We start from the raw sequence: 24,983 nt of genomic DNA on the forward strand, positions 1-24,983 counted from the left end.
AGGATTTAGCGGTATGTCTCTCACTACAGTCAGTATTACTGGATACAAGGTTAGCGAACAACTCTATAACGGTTCTCGAACGATGGTTTATCGGGGTTATCGAGAAACCGATCAAAAACCTGTAGTGATTAAATTACTGAAAAATCCTTATCCGAGTTTCAGCGAACTCTTATCGTTTCGTAATCAATACACTATAGCTAAAAATCTCAACTCACCTCTGATAATTCAAACTTACAGCCTCCAAGCGTATCAAAATAGCTATGCGTTAGTGATGGAAGATTTTGGAGGGATTTCTCTTAAAGATTATTTCACCTCTGTAGAGAGGCGACATATCACCTCTGTGCAAGAATTTTTAGAAATAGCGATCGCCCTATGCAATACCTTAGATATACTGTACCGTTCGCGCATTATTCATAAAGATATTAAACCCGCGAATATTTTAATTAATCCACAAACAAAACAAATTAAATTAATTGACTTTAGTATTGCATCCTTGCTACCACGGGAAACTCAAACGCTCATCAGTCCCAATGTTTTAGAAGGGACACTAGCTTATATTTCTCCGGAACAAACAGGAAGAATGAATCGGGGGATTGATTATCGGACTGATTTTTATTCACTGGGTATCACTTTCTACGAATTACTCACAGGAGAGTTACCCTTTCAATCCAAGGATATGATGGAGTTAGTGCATTGTCATATTGCAAAACTTCCTGCTCCTTTGGAGCTATTCAATATTCCTAAATCGATTTCAGATATCGTGATGAAATTGATGGCGAAGAATGCTGAAGAACGCTATCAGAGTGCATTAGGACTGAAATATGATTTAGAAACTTGTTTAACTCAACTTCAATCAACTGGTAAAATTGAAAGTTTTCCAATTGCACAAACAGATGTGTGCGATCGCTTTATTATCCCCGACAAACTTTATGGACGCGAAAACGAAATAGAGACCCTACTCCAAGCATTTGAAAGAGTTAGCCTTGGTGCGACAGAAATGATGTTGATAGCTGGTTTTTCTGGTATTGGTAAAACTGCGGTTATTAATGAAGTTCATAAACCGATTGTTAGACAACGCGGTTATTTTATCAAAGGAAAATTTGACCAATTTCAACGGAATACTCCTTTAAGTGCATTGCTGCAAGCATTTCGAGATTTAATGGAGCAACTATTAACAGAAAGTAATACCAAAATCCAGCAGTGGAAAAGCAAAATATTAGAGGCTGTGGGTGAAAATGGACAGGTAATTATTGAAGTTATTCCTGAATTATCAAGAATTATTGGTCAACAACCATCGGCTTCAGAATTATCAGGAAATGCAGCACAAATTAGATTTAATTTATTATTCCAAAAGTTTACCCAAGTCTTTACCATTGCCGAACATCCATTAGTGATGTTTTTAGATGATTTACAATGGGCAGATTCAGCATCGCTGAAGTTAATACAGTTATTAATGGCTGATACAGGACATCTTTTTTTAATTGGTGCATACCGTAATAACGAAGTCAAAAGAGCACATCCGTTAATGTTGACTTTGAGTGAAATTGAAAAAACACAAGCAACGATTAAGACGATTACATTAGCACCACTAAGTCAAAGACAAGTGAATCAGTTAGTTGCTGACACACTTAAGTGTTCTGAGAATTTAGCGTTGCCTCTTTCCCGACTGGTATCTCAGAAAACTCAAGGCAATCCATTTTTTGCTACACAGTTTATCAAAGCATTACATCAAGATAGACTGATTAAATTCAACTTTGAGTCAGGCTGTTGGGAATGCGACATTGCACAAGTGAATCAGCAAGCGGTTACAGACGATGTTGTTGCCTTTATGGTACTTCAACTACAAAGACTGCCGCAATCAACTCAAAACATCTTGCAGTTAGCTGCTTCTATTGGCAATCAGTTTGATTTAGCAACTTTGGCAATTGTTTCGGAATCATCAGAAATCGAAACGGCTGCTGATTTGTGGAAAGCTTTAGAAGAAGGGTTACTTTTAACTACTGGTGATATTTATAAATTCTTTCAACACAGTGGACAGGATTCTGATTCAAAGCCTTTCAATTCCAATTTCCAAGTCCCCACCTATAAATTTTTACATGATCGCGTCCAACAAGCTGCTTATTCTTTGATTACAGAAAATCAGAAACAGACTACTCACTTAAAACTGGGTCAGTTACTGTTAAATAACATTTCTGCAAGCGAGCAAGAAGAGAAAATCTTTCAAATTGTTAGTCAATTGAACCTGGGGTTGAGGTTAATTACTCAACAAACTGAACGAGATCAACTAGCTCAGTTAAATCTGTTAGCTGGACGGAAAGCTATGGCTGCTACTGCCTACACTGCTGCGATTGAGTATCTAACGCTAGGAATGGAACTGCTAACAGCAGATAGGTGGCAAAGTCAGTACGATCTCACCCTGGCGCTGTCTGAAGATGCAGCAAAAGCAGAATACTTAAACACCAACTTTGAACAGGCTATCAAACTAACAGACCTGATCTTACAGCAAACGACGCAGATGTTGGACACAATTAAAGCTTATGAACTGAAAGTTCAAATTTATATTGCCCAAGATCAGCAAGTTAAAGCTATTGAAACAGGATTAAAAGCACTGGAACAGTTAAGAATTTCGTTGATCTCACCTGATGTAGAACAGCAGAAACTACCAACTTTAGCAAACTTAGCCAATATTCCAGAAATGACTAATCTGGAATCTCTGGCTGCACTGCGGTTGCTGATTAGCATTACACCTCCTGTTCATCATGTCAAACCGGATATGTTTCCGTTAGTAGCACTGACAATGCTCCATCTTTGTCTTGAACAGGGACATTCATCCTTGGCTGCTTTTGCCTATGGAAGTTATAGTATATTTCTTTGTGCTGTAAACGGAGATGTCGATACCGCTTATCACTCTGGTCAGATATCTTTAAAGCTACTAGAGCAATACCAGAGTAAACAACTCAGTCCAAAAATTTATATGCTTTTTGGTGTTTTTGTCTGTGCTTGCAAAGAGCATGGTCGAAATACACTCACATTTTTACGGGAAAGTATACAGTGTGGACTAGAAGTTGGAGATATCGAATACGCTAGCTATTCAATAATGGCTGAGTGTACGCATTTATTTTTAATTGGAGAAACTCTAGATGCTGTTGAAGAAAGGCAAGGAAAATATATTGATCTACTTTTAAAACTCAAACAAAAACATTGTGTTGATTATGCCCAGATTTGGAGGCAAGTCACCTTAAACTTACTTGGACGATCCTCTCACCAATATTACCTAACTGGTATTGATTTTGATGAGACAGAAATGCTGCCGTATCTTCACAACAGCCACAATCATCAGTCACTATTTGCCATTTATGTTGCCAAAACAGCTATCCTTTATACCTTTGGTCAGTATGAACAGGCTGCAACCAATGCAGAAAAAGCCACCGAGTATATGGATGGAGCCTTTGGTCTACTGTTAGTTGTGGGACATAACTTTTACTACTCTTTGTGCTTACTTGCAACGTATTTTAGCTGCCATAATGAAACGCTACTGCCTTCGACAATTCGGAAGCAACAAGAATGTTGGCTAAATCAGGTAGTTACCAACCAAAAACTCATGCACTACTGGGCTGGCTATGCTCCTGTTAATTTTCAGCATAAGTATGACTTAGTTGAGGCAGAAACAGCGCGGGTAATAGGAGATAAACTCAAGGCGATGGAATATTACGATCGCGCCATTTCTCTTGCTCAAGAAAACGGCTACATCCAAGAAGAAGGACTAAGCAACGAACTCGCAGCCAAATTCTACCTTGACTGGGGTAAAGAAAAAGTCGCCCAAGCATATATGCAAGAAGCATACTACTGCTATGCTCGCTGGGGAGCAAAAGCCAAAACTGATGACTTACAAAAACGCTATCCTAAACTGCTCCAACCCATTCTGCAACAGCAACGAATTAACTTCAACCCCTTAGAAACTATTGCCTTGCATGGAACTTCCTCGTCACCTCACACTTCAATAGACAGTACTGGTATTTCCAATGTTCTGGATTTTACCTCTGTCCTCAAAGCCGCTCAAGCTATCTCCAGTTCTCTGGAAATAGATCAACTCATTACCAGTCTCACCCGCATTATCCTAGAAAACTCTGGCGCGAAAAAATCTGTACTAATTCTTCCTCAAGGAGATACTTGGCAAGTTAGGGCAATTACCTTTATTAATCATGGATTAAATTCTCATATTGACATCCAAACCATTCTAAATTCACAAGCACTCGATACTTGTCAAGATATTCCTGTAAATATTATCAATTACGTTAAAAATACCCAACAAACAGTTGCGATCAATAACTTGCAAACAGATATTCCTGGTGTAATTGGGGAATATATGTACCGAATAAAACCCCAAAGTGTATTATGTACACCGATTATTAATCAAGGACATTTAGTAGGGATTATTTACTTAGAAAATAAACTGACTCCAGGAGTGTTTACCAGCGATCGCCTCAGCGTTATTAATCTCCTTTCTTCTCAAGCAGCAATATCTTTAGAAAATGCTCAACTTTATCAACAAGCCGGGCAAGCATTACAAGACTTACAAAAAGCCCAATTACAAGTTGTCCAAAGTGAGAAAATGTCTGCATTGGGTAACTTAGTTGCCGGGGTAGCCCATGAAATGAATAATCCTTTGGGCTTTATTTATGCTAGTCTTCAACAGGCAAAACCTAGCCTTGCAGATATTGTTGAACATTTGAAACTCTATCAAGAAAGTTTCCCCAATCCAGGTGATGAAATTACCGATCATGCCGAAGATATTGATTTGGATTATAGCTTAGAAGACTTACCCAAGATTATTGATTCAATGGTGATGGCGTGCGATCGCCTGAAAAATATTAGCACCAGTCTCCGCACTTTCTCCCGTGCTGATAAGGATTACAAAGTACCGTTTAATATCCATGAAGGTATCGATAGTACGATTTTGATTCTTAAACATCGCCTGAAAGCTAATGAACAACGTCCAGCAATTGAAGTGATAACTGAGTATGGTAATTTACCTAAAATTAATTGTTTTCCCGGACAATTGAATCAGGTCTTTATGAATATTTTGGCAAATGCTATTGAGGCGTTAGAAGAATCGAATATGGGGCGGAGCTTGGAAGAAATAAAGACCAATCCGAACCGACTTATAATTAAAACCTCAGTAGAAAATGAAGGCGTGAAAATTACCATTGCTGATAATGCAAATGGGATGACATCTGAAGTCAAACATAAGATTTTTGATCATTTATTTACTACCAAAGGTGTGGGTAAAGGCACGGGATTAGGATTAGCGATCGCTCGTCAGATTGTTGCAGAAAAACATGGAGGAGTGATCGAGGTAGACTCTAGACCAGGTGAGGGTACTGAATTTGTAATTCAGCTACCGCTGTAGCATATACATCTGTCTGGTCTAGATAGCACTGCAAGTAATGATTCTCGTGTCTCAACCCTACCTAATAGAAGCTAAAAAATTAAACAGGCAAATCACTAGCCCTCTGGATGTTTTGTAAAATTAAATCAGGGCTATTACGTTTAATCAAGCCAGTTAGGACTTTACCAGGGCCAATTTCCATTACTCGCTCGATACCATTAGCTGGTAATTGCAAACAAATTTCTCGCCATCTTACAGAATCAGTCATTTGTTTATTCAGGCGTTCCTTTAAAATCTCGGCATCAATAGAGGGAATTGGTTCTACATTAGACAGTACTGGCACAATCGCGGGTTGAAATTCCACAGATTCTAAAATGTCTTGGAATTCCGCAGCTGCTGGTGCTATTAAATGTGAATGAAATGCTCCAGAAACTTTTAAGGGAATCGCACGCTTTGCTTTAACTTGAGTCATCACCGCTTGTACGGCCTCAGTCGTACCTGAAATTACCACCTGAGCCGAACTATTATCATTTGCTATCACCACATCAGCCGTTTGAGAAATGACTTTTTCTAACTGTTCGCGGTCAAAGTTCATCAAAGCTGCCATCATCCCATTAATGGAACTATCCATAAGTTCTGCACGACGCTTCACCAGATATAAACCGGCTGACCACTCAAAGACACCCGCTATATAAAGAGCAGTATATTCTCCCAAACTGTGACCAGCAACTAAATCTGGCTGGTGTCCTCGTTCTCGAAGCAGATCAGCAAGAATGCTTTCGACCACATAAAGACTTGGCTGAGTATACAGCGTCTGTGATAACTTCTCTTCTTGAGTTTGACAAATTTCAGTTACAGACCAGCCCAAAATATCCTCAGCTTTGGCAAACTTGTCTTTAGCGAACGGTATATCTAATAAGTCCATTCCCATTCCCAGCGTTTGGGAACCTTGTCCGGGAAACACCCATGCAGTTTTTGTCATTTGTCAATAGTCACTGGTCATTGGTCATTTGTCATTGGTCATTTGTCATTGGTCATTAACAAAGGACAAATGACTAATGACATAGACGCGCCAGCGGTGAAGCAGCGCGGTCTTGGGGGTTTCCCCTATGAGCGTGCTGAACCCGTTGGCGCAGCCTCTCGTAGAGAAGGGCTTCCCGCAGGGTGGACAAAATATTTATCTTCCCCATTGAAAAATTGCTGCGCCCCAGGTAAGACCGGCACCAAAGCCGGATGTAGCAACGATGTCATTGGGTTTAATTTTACATTGTCGTACTGCTTCATCTAAAGCTAAGGGGATGGAAGCAGCTGAGGTATTGCCATACTGGGCGAGATTACTGATAACTTTATGTTCTGGGATATTCAGGCGTTGAGCAACGGCATCGATAATCCGCTGATTGGCTTGATGCAATATCAGCCAATCTATCTGGTCAACGCTGATGTTGGCTTGAAACAAGGCTTTATCAATTATTTCTGGCACTTTTTGGACAGCAAAGCGGTAGACTTCTTTGCCGTTCATCGTAATCGGTTGGTAAGTGCCTTTGGTGATATTTATATCAGTCAGCAGTTCTTGGGAAGTACCTGCATAAGCAAGGTTGAGGTAATGGTTTTGAGTACCATCACTTTTAAGTGCAAATCCTAATAAGCGATCGCTTTTGGCAGCTTGTAATACCACTGCCCCGGCACCATCACCAAATAATACACAAGTCCGCCGATCTTCCCAATTTACCCAGCGAGAGAGGATATCTGCCCCTATTAATAATACATTTCTATAGACACCAGTTCTAATGTATTGGGCTGCTGTAACCAAACCAAACACAAAGCCGGAACAAGCAGCGGTCAAGTCAAAGGCTACTGCGTTGGTAGCTCCCAATTTAGCCTGTACTTGACAAGCACTACCAAACAAATCATCAGGGGTGGAAGTCGCCAGCAGAATCAGGTCTAGGTCTTCTGCTTTAATTCCTGAAGCGGCGATCGCCTGACTGCTGGCGGCAGTAGCGAGTACACTCAAGGACTCAGATGGGAGAGCTAATCGACGTTGACGAATCCCCGTTCTTGTAGCGATCCACTCATCTGATGTTTCAACTAGTTCGCTCAATGTCTGGTTGTGTAGGGAAGTTGCTGGTACTGCCGAGCCGCTTCCAGTAATTGCTACGCCTAAGTTTTGCACTCCTAATCTCCCAAGCTATCAGCTTTTTGTCTTTTGTCCTTTGTCCTTTGTCTTTTGTCATTTGTCAGTTGTCCTTTGTCTCTTGTCAGTTGTCCTTTACAAATGACTAATGACTAATGACTAATGACCAATGACTAATGACTAATGACCAATGACTAACCGCTCTCGCGCTCTAGGATATATTGGGACTGAATTCGTTGTATCACCTGATTGTCAACGGCTTCTTTTGCCATGCGAATTGCATTAAAAATTGAAGGTGCTTGGGAGCTACCGTGACCGATAAAACAGACTCCTGCCACGCCTAGCAGTAAAGCACCACCATGTTCTGCGTGATCCATTCGCTGCTTAATCCGCTTCAAGTTGGGTTTTAAGAGTGCTGAACCGATTTGACCGTGCAATCCTTGGGGTAATTCTTCCCGCAGAATTTGCAGAATCACTTCTCCGACAGCTTCGGCAAATTTTAATAATACATTGCCCACAAAGCCATCGCAGACAATCACATCAAAGTGACCGGAAAGTACATCACGCCCTTCAGCATTGCCAATAAAATTAATTTGGGAATTTTCCCGTAGCAGTTGGTGGGCGCGGACGGCTGCATCATTGCCTTTAGAGTCTTCTTCACCGATATTCAGCAAACCCACCTTCGGTTCAGTTGTACCCAAGACATACTGACTGTAAGCCGATCCCATAACGCCAAACTGCTCTAAAAACTTGGGACGGCAATCTACATTTGCGCCAACATCAAGTACTAGCACTGGCTTACCAGCAATAATTGTGGGAAAAACTGTCCCGATGGCTGGGCGATCGATTCCTGGCAATCGTCCTAAGCGCAGCAAAGCTGATGCCATAGCTGCCCCAGAATGACCCGCAGAAAATACGGCATCTGCCTTTTGTTGCTTGACTAAATCCATCGCCACATTGATAGAAGCCTTGCGTTTGCGTCTAACTGCATTTAAAGGCTCCTCATCCATAGCGATCGCTTCCTCAGCATTCACGATCTCTACCTGCCCTAAACTTGTTTTTGATGGCAAGGTAGCTTCTATTTGTTGGGCATCGCCAACCAAAAATATATCTACACCCAATTCTTCTCTTGCTCGCAATGCGCCAGCAACGATTTCACCGGGTGCATGATCCCCTCCCATTGCGTCAATTGCGATCCGTACACGAGTCGATCCCATTGCTCACAGCTTCTAGAAACCTTACAAATTTTACCAGATGGCTTTGCCGAAAAAGCTTAACTTTCTGACCGCCAAATTAATTCTGTTACTATTGCAACAATTTTTGCTGGCAAGCTCAAGATAGCACGAATTGTTGGGTATTGGGCATGGGGCATTGGGCATAGGGCAATTCAATTTTGGATTTTGAATTTTAGATTTTGGATTAAATTTCAATCTAAAATCCAAAATCTAAAATCTAAAATTCTTACTCCCCACTTCCCAGAATCCAATCAACTAGCGTCCGAACGCCGTAACCGGTTGCCCCTGCCCCGTTGTAGCCATTTTCTTTATCTGTCCACACTGGGCCAGCAATATCTATGTGCGCCCAAGGGGTTTGTTTAACGAATTCCTTGAGGAAAAGGGCAGCAGTAATTGCACCACCCGGACGCGGGCCTGTATTTTTCATGTCCGCAATACCAGACTTTAACCCTTCAAAATATTTTTCTTCCATTGGCATCCGCCAAATCTTTTCTCCTGAAGTTTGGGCAGCTTTTTCAAGCTGGGAGGCTACAGCATCATCAGGAGTGTACAAACCAGCAATATCGTCACCCAAGGCAATGACGTTGGCACCAGTCAGGGTGGCTAAATCAACGATCGCATCTAAGCCCAATTTGTCGGCATACACCAAGGCATCTGCGAGGGTCAAACGTCCTTCAGCGTCGGTGTTGTTCACTTCAATTGTTTTGCCGTTTGATGCTGTGAGAATGTCTCCAGGGTGCATGGCGTGACCGCTAATCATGTTTTCAGCCGCCGCCGAAATAAAGTGAACTTCAACATCTGGCTTAATTTGAGCAATTGCTTTTGCTGCCCCCAAGGTAGCAGCTGCACCCCCCATATCCATCTTCATGGTTTCGATGCCGCTACCAGCACCTTTAATGTTGAGTCCGCCGGAGTCGAAGGTTACACCTTTGCCAATAATTGCTAATTTCTTTTTGGGTGTACCTTCTGGCTTATAAGTTAGGTGAATGAATTTCGGTGGCAAATCGGAAGCTTGGGCTACTCCCAAAAATGCACCCATGCCTAACTTTTCACAGTCTTCTCGTTCCAGAATTTCTAGTTGTAAACCATAATCCTTGGCGATCGCTTGAGCAGTTTCCGCTAAAGTAATTGGTGTTACTGCGTTGGCTGGTGCTGCCACTAATTGCCGTGCCAAATTTACCCCAGAAACAATTTGATTGGCGCGGGTGATGGCAGTTTCTTGTCCACCGAAACCTAGTAAATCTACACTTTCTATTTGTGAACCTTTATCTTCTGGTTCTGATTTAAAACGAATATCTTGATAAAGTGCTAATTCCACACCTTCTGCGATCGCTTGAGCACTCGCGGCTGGATCGTTGTTCCACAATGGAAAACTAAATCCAAGAATTTTGCTTTTTTGCTTTTTTCCTACCCTGGCTACAGCCGCAGCAGCACGGCGCAGAGTATCTAGTTTTAACGCTTCTGGTTTGCCTAAACCTACTAAAATCAATTTCCGCACTGGGCTACCAGCATTTACACGGGTGAAAATAGTGCTATTGGCTTTACCTTTAAATTCTTCTTCGGCAATCAGTTCTTTTAAGACCCCAGAAAACTTTTGATCTAAAGTAGCTAGTTCTCCGGTTAACTCTACTGCATCTTCAAATAATCCAATTGCCAAACTATCGCCTGCCCACTCTAGTAAAGGCTTATCACTAGGTTGAATTGTCATTTTGGGATTTTGTGTAAATATTCCTTCTTGTACCAGTATTGCTCAAAATTCTGGTTTCATGGTGAGGGGAGTGGGCATTGGGCATGGGGGAGCAGGGGTCAGTAAGTATAAGTTAACGAATTAGTATAAATAGCACTCGTTAACGAGTCTTTGATCCTCGTCAATCCACCTCAGAACTCCATTAATGAGTCTTTGATCCTCATTAATCCACCTCAGAACTCCATTAATGAGTCTTTGATCCTCATTAATCCACCTCAGAACTCCATTAATGAGTCTTTGATCCTCATTAATCCACCTCAGAACTCCATTAATGAGTCTTTGATCCTCATTAATCCACCTCAGAACTCCATTAACGAGTTTTTGATATTCGTTAATGAAGCTATGAACTCTACTCTTTTACCTCCTGTCCCATGCCCTATGCCCTATGTCCCAATTTTATTTGTGTCAATGTCAAATTTGCTGGCGATCGCTGCTATTATTTTTTGCTCAGGTGCTGTAATCAGATTGTCAAGCTGGGCAATTTTGTAACATTGAGCCAACAAAGGTATGGCAAAATCACGATTCAGTTGATTGAGCAATACATCTATTGGCTTGGGCGATTTGATATTTTGGGCAATGGCATCTAACGAAGTAGGAGTGAGGTTTAGAGCTTTTAATTCTGGTAAAATTTCTTGCCAAGTCTTTTCTGGATGACTAGCTAGGATCATGTGAACTAAGATTTGATCCATGAGAGCTTGTTGAGCGATGGCACTTTCTAGATACTTTTCACTTTCGGCTTTTAATGTTGCCAATGTCTGTGGCGATGCCAAGGAAGTAGATTCATCCAGCTTGGTTTCGTAAAATCGACAAGCAGCATACCCCAATGAATAGATCATCGTCGCATTTGAACTAGCTCCAATCACTGCACCCGCCAAGGGCAAATTTCGCAGCAACCCTAATCCCGCAGCTTTCAACAAACGTCCTCCACCCAAAGCCAACCCAAAAATTGCCAAAATTTCACCTTTACGGGCAGAATCTTTTAAATCTAGCCCGTAGACAGATGCAATTTGATAAAGCATTTCTGACTGCAATTTTGTTGTGGCTGTTAAATCAATTGCCAACAATGCCACTGCTATTCCTGGCAAAAAACTAGTAGCTAGTCCAACTGTGGCTGCTTTAGTTGCTTTTTCCACCATGATTCGGTGAGCAAGCTGACTGGGTGATTCATTTGGATACTGTTTCTTGAGCTTGTTTACTGCCGCTTCTGCTTGTTCCAAATCAACAAGGTTAGTATCGCTAATCAGCCAATTGAGATTTAATACTCCAGATAGTTTTCTAATCAGCCAATTTTCGCTGAGGCGATTTACAACCTGACCGCTGGTTTGAGTTGTTTGCTCAATGAACTTGTGTGTTTCTTTCGCTGTCGCTTCTCCCACCCCCATTGCTGTGTCTAAAACTGCTTGGCCAGTCTCAGTAACAGTTTTAATCAAAGACTCTACTATAGACGGTTCATTTTCTATTGATGATTGAGCCGGAATTCTTACTTCAGAAGTTTTTCTGGGTGAATTAACTAATTTATTCACTTCTATTTCTTGGGGTTTATCTGCCATTGCTTGACACCATCTTGTAAAGCCTCTCTCTTTGGTTGTATCGAAGTTTGAGGGGCTTGACATCTCCCGACAAGTACAAGTTATAGATCAACAATTACTGTGACGCTTTTACCGAAAGTGACCTAACTCCCATAAAAGAATCGCGTTGAGTATGGCGTTGAAATGGTCAATCTAGATACAGGCACTGTGTTTGCGTTTATTTCTGAAGGCTCACCTGTGCGCTATGAATTACGACAATATGTACAAGGGCAACAAATGTTAATTACTCAAACAGCGTTGAAAGAAGTTACTGATATTATTCAATGGTCAGGCGGAGTATCAGAACAGGCGAAATAAAGTAGATTTCTACAAAGATTAAACATCATACCTGACAATCCTTCAACTGTAGCCCTAAACTTACAGCCAACTAGGAGTTTGGGGACAAATGATCTCATTATTCTAGGAACAGGGGATCAGTTAGGAATTGTGACAATGACAGCAGATGCTACGGTCAGAGCAGCACTTTCTCCGGGTGTAAAGTTGAATGTGTATATCCATCTGCCTCGCCCTTTAAGATAAAATTAATTATGCAAATTACTATTGCACCTTATCTTTTAAGTACCTATAAGCTGATTCAGTGTGCTTTTCCCAATGGGATAGAAACACAAGACTATTTACCACTGTTGGCATTGCTTTATGATCAAATGTCAGATCGAAACTTAGCAGAAATTGTAGTTCACTACACAGGAAGACATTATGCAGTTGTTCTCAATGATGTGTATCGTGTAGTAACAACTGATGTGCCAAAGGCTGAAACTATTGACAAGGTGAAACAGCGTTTGCTTGTTTGTGGTTATCAAGAGTGGCTTAAAGAAGCTGAAAGTTAGATGGGGGATATATAGTAAGTTAATTACCCTATCCTCTCGTCTCTAGCCCCGTTTCCATATCAACTTGACTTTCTAAAAAGTCGTTATCCTTAAGAATTTCATAGAGATTAATATCTTGCTCTAGCAAGCAAGCGTGTCCACAATTGGGCAACACTACAATTTTGTTATTTGGTAAGATGTTCCCTATCCGGTTCACTTCAGTTACAGAAGGCAAAAGGCGATCGCTAGCACCAGCAATCAACAAAACTGGTTGAGTTAAACGCCTTAACTTTTCCTCATCAACATGAAACTCTCGCAGTAAAGACAACCGCCAAAGAACAGTTTCTTCCGGGACAGAACGCATAGTTTTCAACAAATCGTGGCGATCGCTCTGAGAAATGCGTGACAAAGATGCTAAAAATGGCAATAACCCCAGTGCGCCAACATCATACAATCCTGATGGCACTAAGTAAGTTAGCTGGGATGCCCAACTTAACCAAGGGCGAAGACAAAAGGACGAAGCTGGGTTAATTAGGATAATTCGCTTAAATAAATCGGGTGCTTGGATTGCCACTTTCATTGCCAAGCAACCACCAAAGGATTCACCACACAAGTAAACTGGTCTGTGAGAGCTTTTTTCTAATTCAGCATCGATCAAGTCCAATACACTCTTAGTTAGGACATCCCAAGTGTTAAGGTCTTTCCGGGGGAGCGCCAAAGAGCGCACATCAAAGCCAGTTTCTAATCCTGCGGTTTGCGATCGCAATAGTTGACCAGTTCCATCCATTCCTGGTAAATATACCAATAACGGATACTCTGGCTGTACTCGTTTAGGAGTTAGAAAACAGGGGTTTAGCTCAACTTCTGTGATAGTCATTAGTCATTAGTCATTAGTCATTAGTCATTAGTCAATGGTATAAAACTTTTGGACTGCTGATTGTTGCTTTTACGAGCTTCGGTATTTTTGAGCAAAAACAAAAAAGTCTCGGAACAAGCTACTGAAAGTCGTGGAGACAATCCAAAATCCCAAATCGAATCGCTTTAATAGCAACCTTGACGCAGTAAATTGCTAATTTCGCCGTGACAGTGTTCCGTCAGTTCAGCCACAACAGTTCTGGCTTGTTTGCCATGATATTTTTTATGATGTTGGGGCGTAATCCAATAAGGACGACCGATTAACACTGCAACCCGACGATAAATTACCAAAGGATGCCAACCACTTTGATTAAATAAAGGTTCTGAAGGGTCGAATACACTCAAAAGCCTTAAAGGGAAGCCATTGGTGTTTACCTCTTCTAAGGAGGCGATCGCGATCGGCAAAATAGCTAAATCCTGCACATTCGCTCGTAATGCCAAATGGGCAAATCCCCGCTGAAACTCACCCACCTGGTTTGGCTGAGTAAATTTCACCATTGGTGCAGTCCCTTCTGGAAATACTCCCACCATCTGCTTGGACTGCAATAGCACCTGCGACTGCAAAAAAAAGCTTTGCAGGCGGTTTTGAGTTTCTTCCAAAGGAAAACACCCCAATTGACCGATGACAATCTCCCGCATAACTGGGACTTGTCCCATGTAGTGATGGCAAGCAAAGCGAATTGGACTCGATAATGCCGCCATTAAAATCAGTGCATCCATAAAGCTGCGATGATTGCTGACTACTAAGACGCTGGCATCCTGGGGAATACGGTCTTCGTAATAGCGGAACATTTGCGTTGAGAATGCCGCCACCAAAGCGCGAGAAATCTCTAGGGGGCTATTTCCACTCATACCTAATCAATATATTTTCCGGTAAATATGGCAATTTGTCTTAATTTTAGTTTTACATTTCTTTACTATTGTCATGACCGTCTTAAGATAGAAATATCTAATCTCCAAAAGTAACTAGATTTTCTGGGTTCTCAATTATGTATTCTTGAACACAAGAATATCTAATAGAAACTATTCAAAAAAATTATGATTAGTTAATTTCCATTTTTTAGGTAAAAATGAGTTTAATTGATGCATATTACCAAATAATTTTTCACCTAATAAATTTGCTATGATGAAGACTTTATTGGAAAAAATAGGAGTTATATTGTATAATTGCGTGGTTTTGCCGCCAAAAGCTAATAAGTTAATTTTTATTTTGCATGAATCTAGTGAATAAAACAGAATTGACATTTGCGCTGACTACACCCTTATATTATGTAAACGATGTCCCTCATATAGGCAGTGCTTATACGACGATCGCAGCCGACGTAGTAGCACGATTTCACAGGTTACTAGGGCATCGGGTATTACTAATTACAGGTACAGATGAACATGGGCAAAAAATTCAGCGCTCAGCAGAAAGTTTAGGGAAAGCACCACAAGAGTTTTGCGATGAAATTGTCCCTAGTTTCATGAGTTTATGGCAATTATTAGACATTCAATACGATCGCTTTAGTCGGACTACTGCACCTCGTCATGAAGCGATCGTTAAAGAATTCTTTGAGCGAGTCTGGGAATCTGGTGATATCTACCAAGGACAACAACAAGGATGGTACTGCGTATCCTGCGAAGAATTCAAAGAAGAACGGGATCTGCTAGAAGGACACCGTTGCCCAATTCATACTAATAAAGAAGTGGAGTGGCGAGACGAACAAAACTATTTTTTCCGCTTATCCAAATATCAAACTAAGCTGACAGAATTTTATCAATCTAAACCGGATTTTATTCAACCAGAAAGTCGGCGCAACGAAGTTCTCAGCTTTGTCAATCAAGGACTGCAAGACTTTTCCATTTCACGAGTGAATTTAGATTGGGGTTTTCCCGTACCAGTCGATCCTAAGCACACCCTCTATGTCTGGTTTGATGCGCTGCTAGGTTATGTCACAGCATTACTTGAACCAGATGCAGAACCAACTTTAGCAAATGCTTTAGAAACATGGTGGCCGATGAATCTGCACCTAATTGGTAAAGATATTCTGCGCTTTCATGCAGTTTACTGGCCAGCAATGCTGTTATCAGCTGGCTTACCCTTGCCAGAGAGAGTATTTGGGCATGGCTTTTTGACTAAAGATGGTCTAAAGATGGGCAAAAGTCTGGGTAACACCCTTGATCCTGTGGCATTAGTTAAGAGCTATGGTAGTGATGCCGTTCGTTATTACTTCCTTAAGGAAATCGAATTTGGCAAGGATGGAGATTTTAATGAAGTTAGGTTCATTAATTCTCTGAATGCAGATTTAGCAGATAAATTAGGCAATTTGCTCAATCGCACTTTGAGCATGGTGAAAAAATACTGTGCTGAGAATAAAGTACCATCAATCGGCAATGAAGCGATTCCTGACGAAAATCCTTTGAAAGCCATTGGTTTACGTCTAGGGGAACAGGTGAAACAAGCATACCAGGAGCTAGCTTTCAGTCAAGCCTGTGAGGCTATTCTTTCACTGGTGCAAGTCAGTAATAAATTTATTGATGAACAAGCTCCTTGGTCATTATATAAACAGGGACAGCAGGAGTCGGTGGAAAAGGTTCTCTACGCAGTTCTAGAATCAGTTAGACTAGCAGCTTATCTGCTATCCCCAATTATTCCGAACATTAGTAGCGATATTTATCAGCAGCTAGGCTTCAGAATAAATTTTAACGATCAAAAACAAAGTTCAGTTACCGCTCCTTTTGCTATCCATGCTAAATGGGGGCTACTATCGAGCAAACAACAGTTGGGTACACCCCAACCGATTTTTAAGCGAATAGAATCCCCGAAAAACGATTAGTCCTTATCAAACTCTGATTTTGTTCAATTTTTTATTTTCTCACAAAATTTATCGTGGCTGAATTTAAATTAGCCGCAGAACATTATCATAAGCCGCTGTGACTAGCATCTAAAAGTTGGTAATTTGTATCAAAAATAACAGGGATAAAAATTGAGGTATCACAATGATGTTGAATAATTTGGAAAACGATTCAATATTTACGCCAGAACAAGTTTTGGAGAATCGGGGTAGGGTCGCCATATTTATTGATGGCTCAAATTTATTTTACGCTGCACTGCAACTAGGGATTGAAATTGATTACACGAAGTTATTATGTCGATTAACAGGAGGTTCTAGATTACTCCGTTCTTTTTTCTACACTGGTGTAGATCGGACAAACGAGAAGCAACAGGGGTTTCTGCTGTGGATGCGTCGCAATGGCTATCGAGTCATTGCTAAAGATTTAGTCCAACTACCAGATGGCTCTAAAAAAGCTAACCTGGATGTAGAAATAGCAGTAGACATGATGGCACTAGTAGATTCTTATGATACCGCAGTTTTAGTTAGCGGTGATGGGGATTTGGCTTATGCGGTAAATTCAGTTAGCTATCGTGGCGTGCGGGTAGAAGTTGTGAGCTTGCGTTCGATGACCAGCGACAGCTTAATTAATGTGAGCGATCGCTACATTGATTTAGAAGCTATCAAAGAAGATATTCAAAAAACCCCTCGCCAAAGCTATCCATACCGACCGTTATCTGGTATCGGTTTTTTGGAAGACCCCAGAACTAGTGACGGACACCTAGAAATCCAAGAATAATGGCGTATCAATTTCATAAAAGAGGGAGATGGGGAAAGAGAAAAATTCAAAATTTCTCCTCCACTCCCTCGTTTCTTATTTTACTTTTATTAATATTTGGTTTAGTCGGCTGCGGGGGCAAATCCCCGCCAGCTTCCCAACAAAATACTGCGGCTTCATCTAATCCAGATAGCAATTTGACTTTCTTTGATGTCACCCTAGAACAAGCAGATGAAGTGGGAAGACCAATTTGGAAAGTCAGGGCTAAAACCGCAAAATATACTAAAGAAAAACAAATTGGTCAGGCTGAAAGTCCTTATGGTGAACTATATCAAGATGGCAAAGTTGTTTATCAAATCAAGGCAGATGTAGCAGACATTGAACAAGATGGGAAACAGTTGTTTCTAAAAGGTAAGATATTTGCCATAGATCCTAGTAATGGGATTGTGTTGCAAGGTAATGAATTAGAATGGCGTCCTAAAGAAGATTTGTTGATTGTTCGTAACAAGATTAACGGTACCCATAAAAAACTACAAGCAGTAGCACAGGAGGTGCGAGTTAAAACCCGCGAACAGCGGATGGAATTTTCTGGAGGAGTAGTAGCAAATTCTATCGATCCCCAGATGCAAGTGAGAACTGAACATTTAATCTGGAATATTAAAGAAGAAAAACTGATTGGCGATCGCCCCATAGAAATTGATCGCTATAAAGATAATAAAATTAGCGATCGCGGTAAGGGAAATTCTGCCGAAGTCAACTTAAAAACAAAAATTGCCATTGTCCAAAAAAATGCTCAACTAGAATTACTAGATCCACCACTGCAAATAGCTAGTAACTCTATGACCTGGAACATGAACGCAGAAACTGTCACCACAAACTCGCCAACGCGAATGTTCCAGCGTGCCGAAAACGTTACAGTGACAGCTAACCAAGGTGAAATGAAAATACCACAAAAAACCGTTTATTTAACAGGTAACGTTAACGCCGTTGGTCAGCGTCGCCAGTCTCTAAGATCCAATACACTAACTTGGTATTTAGACAATAAATTAGTTGAAGCTCAGGGAAATGTTGTTTATCGACAAATTGACCCACCATTAAATTTTGTGGGTGAAACAGCAGTTGGTAATCTGCAAACAGAAAATATTCTTGTCAAAGGTGGCAGTTCTAGCGGTAGGGTAGTAACGGAGATTATTCCTCAAGAAAAAGCCAATCGTCAGTAGTAAAGTTAGGGGGAGTGGGGGGATGAGGGAGTCTTTAAACTAGAGAAATGAGTCTTTGATACTCGTGAATGAGTATTTTAACTTCATTAATAAGTCTCTAAACTAAATGAATGAAATTCTAACCCTTCCTTATTCCCGACTCCCCACTCATAAATTTTGGGTTGGTCGAGTACTAGACTAGGATTTTAGTAATACAAGTCTTTTGATAGCCCATGAATGGATCAAACCGATTAGGTAAGGAATCCTTGCCAACATCCCAGCAAGTAGAACATTCCCACCATCACGATACAGACCACGAGCATACAGATCCTACTCATGGAACTGGAGAGTCAGCTCATCCTCATATCCATAGCGAAGAGTCTTTACGGCGAATTGTCAATCGATTATCGCGTATAGAAGGACATGTTCGAGGTATTAAGTCAATGGTGCAGCAAAGTAGCCCTTGTCCTGATGTTCTACTGCAAATTGCCGCAGTCCGGGGCGCATTGGATCGGGTAGCGCGAATTGTTTTGGATGAACATTTGACTGAGTGTATTGGTAGAGCCGCACAAGAGGGTAATATTGACGTTGAAATTAAACAGTTAAAGGCTGCTTTAGATCGATTTTTACCTTAAAAATTAGAAAAATAATGTAAAATGCATTTGCCAAATTGCTGATGCACTAGCAGCGATACATCAAAATTTAATAGTGCATTGTGATATTCACTCTAGCAACATCAGATTGCGAACTGGTAGACAACCTATTTTTATAAACTTTCTTTTGTTCACTTTTTCTAGGAGTGAAGGAGGTAAAAGCTTCTTTTATAAAATAATATGTTGTGCAATTACGATGGTTTTTAGCTAGACTATGATTCTAAAAAATTATCAATTTCATTATTCTTTAACTGGCAGTTTAGATAAACCACTAATTCTGTTTTTGCATGGCTTCATGGGTAACATTGATGAATTTAATGAAGCTATAAAATTACTAGTTAACGAATTTTCTTATTTAACACTTGATCTTCCAGGACACGGCAAAACTCAAGTTTTGGGTGAGGAGGAATACTATACAATAGCAAACACTGCTCATGCTTTAATCAACTTACTGGATGAGTTAAAAATTGCTAAATGCTTTTTAGTTGGTTATTCAATGGGTGGTAGATTGGCTTTATACCTAACCCTGCATTTTCCAGAACGTTTTCATAAAGTTGTGCTTGAGTCAGCTTCTCCAGGTTTACCAACAGCAGCAGAACAATTAGAACGGATTAAAATTGATACACAAATAGGTAGAAAATTAACAAAAATCTGGAAAAAAAGTGATTATACTGCTTTTCTATCAAATTGGTATAATCAACCGATTTTTGGTTATATAAAAAGTCACCCTGAATACGATCGCATGGTAGAAAGTCGGTTGCAAAATAATCCACAGGAATTAGATAAATCACTGCGCTTTATCGGTACTGGATGTCAACCTTCTTTATGGGAAAAGCTACAATGCAATACAACTCCCATGCTTTTACTAGTCGGTGAATACGATCAAAAATTTATATCTATTAATACAGAAATGGCTAAAATATGTGAATTTGCTCAGATAAAAATAATTAGTAATGCTGGACACAATATCCACTTTGAAAATACCTTGGCATTTGTGGATAATATCAAAAGTTTTTTGTCCGCAGCAAATTAAAAATTAAGATAACCTCACTACTTCTTTACTGCCTTACTAGAAGGAGTTGGGGATGGTGGCAAATTCGGGGCTGTTGGTTGTTTAGCTGCGGTCAATTCTTCTTGCAACATTTTTTGATAAACCTTAGGCAAAGAGTTACTAACAGAATTAGTTTCTATGCCATATCCCAAACTTGTCCAAGTGGGAGATAGTCGCCGCAAAACATCATTTAACTTTCCCTGACGCAACAGTTGCGAAATATCAGCTCCCCAAACATTAGAATCATTTAACCAACGGTAAACTACTACATCTTGATATTCTGCTTCAAAACTATAAGCAGTCCAAAACATCATCCGCATCGGCTTTGGGTGATAACGAGGGGCTAAACGATACCAAGTAATGTTGATAATTTGATATCTGCCAGCAGCGGTAGAACAATTACCTATGTTGGGGCCTGTAATAATTGTGACGCATATCTCAGGATGTCGGCTGAGGTCGTTGACTTGCTGTCCCCCATACAACAGCGAATAGGGACGGTTTCCACTAGCCTCACTTGCCGAGATAGTTCGCATTAAAGCGCGGATGTAGGGATCGCCCTGTTTCATGACCAAAGGCGGCTGTTTACTTTCAAAGATGGGATCGGAAGGCGATCGCAAGTCTCCAATATACCATTGCAATAAATACACAAAACCGAGAAGCGCGGCTATTGGGCCAATAAGTTTTTCAACACCTTTGAATTCAAAGCCTTTCAGAGTCTGACTCCTTCAAATTCACTCTTTTTACTAACAAAAATCATCGACGAACTGATTTCAGTAAAGTTCACACCTGATTGTTAGTTATTATTTCCGATTTGCTCATTTTTTTAGGAATTAGCAAAAAAGAGTATAAATACAGGAGTTTGTAAGTAACTGAGGTACAAAATGCAGGACTCACACATCAAATATAAAGAGTTTCTACCTCCTGCCTCAAAACCCGTAGCTTTGTACTTCATCCAAAAGAAAACTAATGTCAGTATAGCAAGCAAGATACTCACAAAAATCTTGTCTAAATATAAATTTAATTACTTTTGGTAGCATATAATCTCAGTAATAATTACTTCTTTGCTCAAATCGGGCGAGAAGTTGATACAACCTGATTGCAAAGGTTTTGATTTAAGTTAACACCAACGCACATCTGTAATCCCCTATAAAAGGTCTTTATTACGACCGATTGAGAACTGCGATCGGGGAGATTGGGTAATTAATCAGTCTGTTTATCTAGCTGCGCATCGACTTCGTATCTTAAAATACCAGGAATTTTCTGAAGACACTGTAGATAACAAATGTTACTCTGGTCTAGTTAAAAACCAAGAGGCAGATAGCCTTTAGCAATATTGAATCTGCTTTGTGTTTTTACACAATAGTCATAGTCATGGGCACAATATTCAAGTAGCTTGAAATATGAAAATCACTCGTATTCACCACCAGTTTGAAAAACTATGGTTAACCGTTTTACTTCCGTGAGTACTGCTCTCACACTTAAGGTAGTTGGAATAATCTGCATTTTGTCCTTTTTCGTTGACTTTTTGATTCTGTTGTTACCCTTTCAACCCACCGATCGCGTATGGCAAATCAATTTGGGAACAGCCCTCGTCGATCGAGGAATTGTTCCTCTAGTCGGTTTGGGGCTTCTGTTTGCTGCCTATTGGATTGAGAATGCTGATGCAGCAAGCGATCGCCCCCAAGGTATCGATTTAAGATTTCCCGCTGCGATCATCTCCAGTATTTTAGGGTTGATGTTCTTGCTGATTTTTCCCCTGCACCTAAATAACGTCAATCAAGCCAAGGCTCAAACACTCAACCGAATCACCCAAGAAGCAGATCAGGCAGAAAATCAGCTGAACACTCGGTTATCGCAATTGCAAGCACAACTGAATACTGAGCAAGGAAAAGCGCAACTACAGCAGCTGCGAAACCAAACTAAAGCTCAGTTTAGTGAAATACTCAAAGATGACCAAAAATATAAGCAAGCAATTGAAAGCTCTCAAATTCCCGCAAATATCAAAGAGTTACTGAAGAAGGCTAAAACAGATCCCCAAGCACTTGATAAAGCTATCGAACAACAAACAGATATTCAAACGCTGCAAACTCAACAACTGAGCCAAGTTCGCCAGCGCCGAGACGAAACACTGCAACAAGCTAAAGATACTGCTTGGAAGTCTGGACTGCGGATTGGTATTAGCAGTTTGCTATTGTCCATTGGTTACATTATCATCGGCTGGACAGGCTTAAGAGGTAGGGGTGCTGTACAAGGTGGTAAACCTAGAGCTGCCGCACGCTAATCCACTATTGGCATGGCAGTAGGACGTATTCAAAAATTATTTACGGCTAATACTGCCATGCGCCTAATAGTTAATAACCATAAAAAGGCAATTATCACTGAGTAAAATCGCTATAAAACTTGAGTAATGTTCTCAATTTACATACTGACATATAACGAAGAACTAGATATTGCTGCTTGTATCGAATCGGCGATGTTATCAGATGACATCATTGTTGTGGATTCATGCAGTAGCGATCGCACTGTGGAAATCGCCAGTCGCTATCCCATCCGCGTTGTCCAACACGCTTTTGAAAGCCACGGACGCCAACGCACCTGGATGTTAGAGTCTATCCCCCCAAAGCATCAATGGGTTTACATTCTCGAAGCTGACGAGCGCATGACACCAGAACTGTTTGCGGAATGCGAAAAGGCAAGTCAGAACCCAGACTACATCGGTTACTACGTGGCTGAACGCGTCATGTTCATGAATCGTTGGATTCGCTACAGCACACAGTATCCCCGTTACCAAATGCGACTCTTCCGCCACGGGAAAGTCTGGTTTACGGACTACGGTCATACTGAGCGAGAAGTTTGTGAGGGTGCAACTAGCTTTTTAAAAGAAACATACCCACACTACACTTGTAGCAAAGGTTTGAGCCGCTGGATTGATAAGCACAACCGTTATTCTACGGATGAAGCTCAAGAAACATTGTATCAGCTAGAACAGGGCAAGGTTAACTGGCAAGATTTATTCTTTGGCAAATCAGAAGTCAAAAGACGGCGTGCCCTGAAAGATTTGTCTTTGCGTTTGCCCGCCAGGCCGTTGCTACGGTTTATATATATGTATTTTATCTTAGGCGGATGTTTAGATGGACGCGCCGGAGTCGCTTGGTGTACATTGCAGGCATTCTACGAATACCTGATTTTGCTCAAAGTTTGGGAAATGAAGTATCTACCAAAACCTAATTTAGATACAACAGCAATTTTGCTACAAGAGAGTACGCAACAGGTGCAGTGCGCGGATTCTGAAACTACACAGGTTGATGCGGCGTGAAGAGAGGTGGAGATTTCCTGTATAGCGATCACAAAATCATAGCGTACCACAGATGTATTACACAGATCCCTGACTTCGTAAAAGTTGTCGGGGATCTTGCTTTTGATGATTCAAGACTAGATGAAAATTCCAAACTTTATAGTGGGTTCTATATTCAGGGCGGGCAGGATACTCACCCCACAAGATGGATAATTTATTTATTAGAAATACTTAATAAATTAATATTTTTAACAAAATATTTTCATAAAAGCTACCCCTGCTCAAAAGTGAGTGATTGACCAGATAAAATAATTTATTAGTTTACCCTGTAGTACTTTCACAATCATGAGCAGCTTTTGATTCAGCGCGGTAGATTAATGATACCTAAAAACTTGCAACAATGATTTACAAGTTTTCTAAAGAAAACTAACACCCTCTAAGAATAACCAGTCGCCATCGGATGGGTTAATGTCTATGTGTATGCTTATAGGAAAATAGCTGATTTCCAGCAGCAGGTAACTTGCTAGTGTTGTAGACAGTTACTTGCGGTAGAATCTGCCAAAGTTAAAGCCTTCGGAATTTGACGAATCTGCTGGTATGGATACGAATAACAAAAGTTCCTCTAGCTTCAAACAGGAGAATCGAGGCTTGGTAATCGATCGCCTAAAACAGGACTTAAAAAACGACCTGATTGCTGGCTTGTTGGTAATAATTCCCTTAGCAACCACTATCTGGCTGACAATTACCATTGCGACTTGGGTAATCAACTTCCTCACCCAAATTCCCAAACAATTGAATCCCTTTGATGGGTTAAACCCATTTTTAGTAAATATATTTAATTTATTAGTAGGATTAGCTGTACCACTACTAAGTATATTACTGATGGGCTTGATGGCTCGGAATCTAGCTGGGCGGTGGTTGTTAGATTTTGGTGAGCGATTATTACAGGCAATTTCTTTAGCAGGACAAGTATACAAAACTCTCAAACAGCTTTTAGAAACAATACTGAAAGATTCTAATGGCAAGTTTCGCCGGGTAATTTTGGTAGAGTACCCTCGCCGAGGAATTTGGGCGATCGCTTTTGTTACTGGTGCAATCAGCAGTGATATCCAAACCCAGATATCTCGCCCTGTGCTAAGTGTTTTTATCCCCACCACCCAAAATCCGACTACCGGATGGTACGCAGTCGTTCCTGAAGACGAGGTGGTGAACCTCTCCATGTCGATTGAAGACGCCTTTAAAATAGTTGTATCAGGTGGCATTGTCGCCTCCAATACGCCTTTGGTTTTCCCCAAATCCACACTGGAAGTGAAACACGACGAAATCAAGCAGCAGGTTATTCCCGTTGAAGAAACTTAAAATCAATCTGGCATAGTCAC

19 protein-coding genes and 1 pseudogene are annotated in these 24,983 nt (G+C 40.7%); 12 read left to right on the forward strand and 8 right to left on the reverse strand.

The window, feature by feature from the left end:
* Positions 1 to 13 precede the first annotated feature (13 nt).
* Positions 14 to 5,410, forward strand: a complete 5,397-nt coding sequence (locus NLP_RS06870; protein ID WP_104905739.1) for an ATP-binding sensor histidine kinase — start codon at positions 14 to 16, stop codon at positions 5,408 to 5,410.
* Positions 5,411 to 5,489: 79 nt separating this feature from the next.
* Here NLP_RS06870 and fabD read toward each other — a convergent pair whose 3' ends face one another.
* From fabD to NLP_RS06895, 5 genes are all read right to left on the reverse strand, one after another.
* Entirely contained in the window at positions 5,490 to 6,371 is an 882-nt protein-coding gene (gene fabD, locus NLP_RS06875; protein WP_104905740.1) for an ACP S-malonyltransferase, read from the reverse strand.
* 195 nt (positions 6,372 to 6,566) lie between these two features.
* Complete coding sequence (locus tag NLP_RS06880) at positions 6,567 to 7,559, reverse strand: beta-ketoacyl-ACP synthase III (protein ID WP_104905741.1); 993 nt, start codon at positions 7,557 to 7,559, stop codon at positions 6,567 to 6,569.
* Positions 7,560 to 7,714: 155 nt separating this feature from the next.
* The gene (gene plsX, locus NLP_RS06885) at positions 7,715 to 8,737 is read right to left on the reverse strand and encodes a phosphate acyltransferase PlsX (protein ID WP_104905742.1); all 1,023 of its coding nucleotides are present in this window, start codon (positions 8,735 to 8,737) and stop codon (positions 7,715 to 7,717) included.
* A 244-nt stretch (positions 8,738 to 8,981) separates the two neighbouring features.
* Positions 8,982 to 10,463, reverse strand: a complete 1,482-nt coding sequence (locus NLP_RS06890; RefSeq protein ID WP_104905743.1) for a leucyl aminopeptidase — start codon at positions 10,461 to 10,463, stop codon at positions 8,982 to 8,984.
* Between the two features lie 422 nt (positions 10,464 to 10,885).
* On the reverse strand, positions 10,886 to 12,052 hold the full coding sequence (locus NLP_RS06895) for an EcsC family protein (RefSeq protein ID WP_104905744.1): 1,167 nt from the start codon (positions 12,050 to 12,052) through the stop codon (positions 10,886 to 10,888).
* Positions 12,053 to 12,214: 162 nt separating this feature from the next.
* Between NLP_RS06895 and NLP_RS34715 the strand changes: the two genes are divergently transcribed.
* The 3 genes and pseudogenes from NLP_RS34715 to NLP_RS06905 all read left to right on the forward strand — a co-directional run bounded on the left by NLP_RS34715 (position 12,215) and on the right by NLP_RS06905 (position 12,918).
* Entirely contained in the window at positions 12,215 to 12,388 is a 174-nt protein-coding gene (locus tag NLP_RS34715) for a DUF1308 domain-containing protein (RefSeq protein ID WP_234017238.1), read from the forward strand.
* Positions 12,389 to 12,403: 15 nt separating this feature from the next.
* Positions 12,404 to 12,610: pseudogene (locus tag NLP_RS34720) on the forward strand (DUF1308 domain-containing protein); the annotation flags it as partial.
* 8 nt (positions 12,611 to 12,618) lie between these two features.
* Positions 12,619 to 12,918 carry a DUF3349 domain-containing protein gene (locus NLP_RS06905; RefSeq protein ID WP_104905745.1) on the forward strand — a complete coding sequence of 100 codons (300 nt, stop codon included), beginning with the start codon at positions 12,619 to 12,621 and terminating at the stop codon, positions 12,916 to 12,918.
* Between the two features lie 28 nt (positions 12,919 to 12,946).
* Here NLP_RS06905 and NLP_RS06910 read toward each other — a convergent pair whose 3' ends face one another.
* Positions 12,947 to 13,774, reverse strand: a complete 828-nt coding sequence (locus NLP_RS06910) for an alpha/beta fold hydrolase (protein WP_104905746.1) — start codon at positions 13,772 to 13,774, stop codon at positions 12,947 to 12,949.
* A 164-nt stretch (positions 13,775 to 13,938) separates the two neighbouring features.
* Positions 13,939 to 14,664 carry a lysophospholipid acyltransferase family protein gene (locus NLP_RS06915; protein ID WP_104905747.1) on the reverse strand — a complete coding sequence of 242 codons (726 nt, stop codon included), beginning with the start codon at positions 14,662 to 14,664 and terminating at the stop codon, positions 13,939 to 13,941.
* Positions 14,665 to 15,026: 362 nt separating this feature from the next.
* Here NLP_RS06915 and metG point away from each other — a divergent pair, with 362 nt between their 5' ends.
* From metG to menH, 5 genes are all read left to right on the forward strand, one after another.
* Positions 15,027 to 16,631, forward strand: a complete 1,605-nt coding sequence (gene metG / locus NLP_RS06920) for a methionine--tRNA ligase (protein WP_104905748.1) — start codon at positions 15,027 to 15,029, stop codon at positions 16,629 to 16,631.
* A gap of 166 nt (positions 16,632 to 16,797) precedes the next feature.
* Positions 16,798 to 17,427, forward strand: a complete 630-nt coding sequence (locus tag NLP_RS06925; RefSeq protein WP_094348455.1) for a LabA-like NYN domain-containing protein — start codon at positions 16,798 to 16,800, stop codon at positions 17,425 to 17,427.
* The gene (gene lptC, locus NLP_RS06930; protein WP_199784776.1) at positions 17,427 to 18,626 is read left to right on the forward strand and encodes an LPS export ABC transporter periplasmic protein LptC; all 1,200 of its coding nucleotides are present in this window, start codon (positions 17,427 to 17,429) and stop codon (positions 18,624 to 18,626) included. Before NLP_RS06925 ends, lptC begins: the two co-directional genes overlap by 1 nt.
* A 212-nt stretch (positions 18,627 to 18,838) precedes the next feature.
* Entirely contained in the window at positions 18,839 to 19,240 is a 402-nt protein-coding gene (locus NLP_RS06935; protein WP_104905749.1) for a metal-sensing transcriptional repressor, read from the forward strand.
* Between the two features lie 232 nt (positions 19,241 to 19,472).
* Positions 19,473 to 20,291, forward strand: coding sequence for a 2-succinyl-6-hydroxy-2,4-cyclohexadiene-1-carboxylate synthase (gene menH, locus NLP_RS06940; protein ID WP_104905750.1), 819 nt, complete (start codon positions 19,473 to 19,475; stop codon positions 20,289 to 20,291).
* Between the two features lie 17 nt (positions 20,292 to 20,308).
* On the opposite strand, the gene NLP_RS06945 is transcribed toward menH, so the two are convergent.
* Positions 20,309 to 20,956, reverse strand: coding sequence for a glycoside hydrolase family 24 protein (locus tag NLP_RS06945; RefSeq protein ID WP_234017239.1), 648 nt, complete (start codon positions 20,954 to 20,956; stop codon positions 20,309 to 20,311).
* A gap of 791 nt (positions 20,957 to 21,747) precedes the next feature.
* Here NLP_RS06945 and hpsJ-B point away from each other — a divergent pair.
* The 3 genes from hpsJ-B (at position 21,748) to NLP_RS06965 (ending at position 24,963) form a co-directional block, all read left to right on the forward strand.
* Positions 21,748 to 22,590: a hormogonium polysaccharide biosynthesis protein HpsJ gene (gene hpsJ-B, locus NLP_RS06950; RefSeq protein ID WP_104905752.1), complete on the forward strand. Its 843-nt coding sequence runs from the start codon at positions 21,748 to 21,750 to the stop codon at positions 22,588 to 22,590.
* A 126-nt stretch (positions 22,591 to 22,716) separates the two neighbouring features.
* Entirely contained in the window at positions 22,717 to 23,625 is a 909-nt protein-coding gene (locus tag NLP_RS06955; RefSeq protein WP_104905753.1) for a glycosyltransferase family 2 protein, read from the forward strand.
* 576 nt (positions 23,626 to 24,201) lie between these two features.
* Positions 24,202 to 24,963 (forward strand): DUF502 domain-containing protein, encoded by a 762-nt coding sequence (locus NLP_RS06965; RefSeq protein ID WP_104905755.1) that lies wholly within the window; start codon positions 24,202 to 24,204, stop codon positions 24,961 to 24,963.
* Positions 24,964 to 24,983: the final 20 nt, after the last annotated feature.

Source organism: Nostoc sp. 'Lobaria pulmonaria (5183) cyanobiont' (genome assembly GCF_002949795.1).
Taxonomy (GTDB): domain Bacteria; phylum Cyanobacteriota; class Cyanobacteriia; order Cyanobacteriales; family Nostocaceae; genus Nostoc.